Consider the following 3,174-nt stretch of genomic DNA (forward strand, 5'->3'; position numbering starts at 1 on the left):
CCCCGCCGCTCCCTTTTTCCCCCCCCCCTTTGGCCCCCCCCCCCCCCCCCCCCCCCCCCCCCCCCCCCCCCCCCCCCCCCCCCGCGCCGCGGCGGCGGCAACGCTCACCGTCAGGGCGACGACACCCACGGCCCGGCCGAACCGGGCCCATCGGTGGTGGACAGACATGGGATTTCCTTCCGCGAATGCGTGGTCTGCACGGATCGTGGCAGCGCATCGTCTCGCGGAATACGGATCACGGCTGGCGGTTCTGCGCCTTGGCGGCACTCCGCCACTGCCGGTGATGTCCATCCGGACTTCGATCAGATGCCGGCAGGCTCCTTCGGTCACGTCGGTGGCGATCGGCCATCCGGGCGACAATGAGGGCTTCCCTCACAGGTGAGATGTGCGAAGGTCGTGACTGCCCGCTCAGTGTGTCGGGTCGTCGTCGACCTGGGGTCCGGCTTCGAGGAAGCGCAGCATCGACGCGGCCAGCACCTCGGCGACAGGAGGCGGGACCAGGTCGGTGCGGACGGTGACGCGCAGGAGGACGTCCTCTCGGCCGGGAAGCACCTCGACGAGGCAGGCGCCCGACCACTCCCGGGCGTACGGTTCGACGACCTCCTCGGTGCGGCAGCCGGGCAGTTCCAGCGGAAGCACCACGTTGTCCTGGTAGGCGAAGGCGGGCAGGCTGTTGGCCACCTCGCGGGGCAGGCCGAGGGCCGGGTCGGCGGCGCTCTCCAGGAAGGGGATGTCCTGGGCGGCCATCAGCTCGTCCAGGGTCTGCTGGACGGCCCGCGCCAGGTCCTTCCGCGGCCCGTCGAACCGGACCCGGAGGCAGTTGGTGTTGATCCTGCTCGTGAAGGTGGAGTCGAGGATGCGGCTGCCCCGTTGGGCGACGATCATCACCATGCCGATGTCGTCCTGCTGGTGGATGGCGCGCAGTGCGGAGGCGTAGGCGGCGGCGAAGTAGGCGGAGCGGCTGAACCGGCGTTCGCGGGCGGCGCGGTCCCAGCGTTCCAGCACGGCGGAAGTGACGGTGACGGTGTGCCCGGTCTTCGGGCCCCAGGTCGGGGTCTGCTCCAGGAGTTCCTGGGGTCGGCCCTCGCCCTGGCGGGAGAGTCCGCGCAGTTGCCCGCGCCAGTAGACCCGCTGCGTCTCCAGGTCGGTGGCGTCGCGTAGGCGGGTGTATTCGTCGTGGAACTGGCGCAGGGTGGGCGCGGGCCGCTCCCACACCGGGGCCTTCCCAGCGAGCCGGGCGGTGTAGGAGTGGCTGAGGTCGCGTACCAGCAGTGCGTGTGACCAGCCGTCGAAGGCGATGTGGTGGATGCCGACGCCGAACAGGATGCGGTTGGTGGAGCGTTCGCGGATGAGGGCGGCGCGCCAGTTGCGGCCCTGGGTGTAGTCGAGGGGTTGTTGCACGGCTTCGGCGAGTTGGTCCAGGGCGTCCTGTTCGTTGGTGGCGTCGGTGAGGAGTCGTAGCTGGGGCATGCCGGGGTTGGGCGGGATGACGGCGACGGGCGGGTCGACGCGTCGGTAGCGGGCGTGCAGTGCCTCGTGTCGGCGGTGCACGTCGCCGAGCGCGGCCATCAGCGCCCGCAGGTCCAGTTCACCCTCGATCCACCAGGTGGTGGGGCAGACCAGGTCGAAGGGGAGCCAGACGAACTTGGCGACCGAGACGGTCAGCGGCACGGGCCCGGACGGGTCGGGGCGTCCGGCGACGGGCGGTTCCAGCCTTGCATGGGTGCGGCGGGGTGCGGTGGTGAGCCAGCGGGCCAGTTCGTGTGGCGTGGGGGTGCGGTGGATCTGGGAGACGGGTACGACCACGTCGGCGGCTTCGTCGATGGCGGTGGCGAGGGCAGCGGACTGGAGGGAGGTGCCGCCGAGGTCGAAGAAGCTGTCGCGGGTGCCGATGCCCTCGATGCCCAGCACGGCGGCGAACACGCCCGTGACCAGCCGTTCCTCGTCGGTCGCGGGTGCGACGTAGTCCACGCCGAGGTCGGGGCGCTGCGAGCCGGGTTCGGGTAGGGCGCGTCGGTCGATCTTGCCGGTGCCGCCGACGGGGAACCTGTCGAGGACCATGATCACGGCCGGGACCATGTACGGGGGCAGGGCGGTCGCGGCGTGTGCGCGTAGTTCGTTCACGACCGGGGTTCGGCCGTCCCGGCCGGTCACATAGCCCGCCAACCGGGCGACACCCTGGTCTTCCCGGCGGACGACCACCGCCGTGCCGACGTCGGGGTGCTGTTCGAGGACGGCCTCGATCTCGCCGAGTTCGATGCGGATGCCGTTGACTTTGACCTGGTGGTCCATGCGGCCGAGGATTTCCAGGGCCCCGGTGGTGTTCCATCGGCCGAGGTCGCCGGTGCGGTAGGCAACCCCGCCGCCGTGGGGGTCGGTGACGAAGCGTTGGGTGGTGAGTTCGGGGCGGTTGAGGTAGCGGTCGGCGACGCCGAAGCCGGTGATGAGGATTTCGCCGGGGACGCCCATCGGGACGAGGTTCAGGTTCGCGTCGACGACGCGGATCTGTCGGTTGGGCATGGGCCGGCCGATGGGCACGTACGCGCCGCCCCAGCCGGCCCTGGCGTCGTACCAGGTGCACGCCACGGCGGCCTCGGCCGGCCCGTAGGCGTTGATCAGACGGGTGCCGGCGGCCAGCCAGCGCTGGGCCATGCGGGGCGGGACCGGTTCCCCGGCGAGGGTCACGCAGGACATGCTCGGGCAGTCGGCGGGGTCGACCGCGGCGAGGTTGGTGGGCGGGCAGAACGCGTGGCTGGTCTGCTCCTTGGCGATCAGCTCCGTCAACCGGCGGGCGTCGAGCAGGTCGTCGCGGGAGCAGACCACGACGCGTGCGCCGGAGGTCAGGGCGGTGTAGATCTCGCCCAGGGCCACGTCGAACACGGGGGCGCAGCAGTGCAGCATCCGGCTGTCGGGGCCGACCTCGCACTCCTCGCGCATCCAGCTGAGGAAGTTCGTCAGCATGGCATGGGTCAACACCACGCCCTTCGGCTTCCCGGTCGACCCCGACGTGTAGATCACGAACGCCGGCCCGGAGGTGTCCACCACCGGCAGGTCGACGGGTTCGGTCGCTTCCACCGTGGGCCAGTCGTCGTCCAGGGCGACCACCCGTACGCCGTCCTCGGCCGGGACGCGTGGGGCGACCGCGCCGACGGTGAGTACGACCCGCGCGCCGTG

Annotated in this window: 1 protein-coding gene; it reads right to left on the reverse strand. The window is 71.5% G+C overall.

The genetic code is table 11. The features are described 5' to 3' along the window. Positions 1-408 precede the first annotated feature (408 nt). The coding region (locus ACZ6O2_RS36400) for an AMP-binding protein (protein WP_466026202.1) at positions 409-3,174 on the reverse strand (2,766 nt) is incomplete at its 5' end.

This window comes from Micromonospora sp. NPDC048040, from assembly GCF_055587185.1.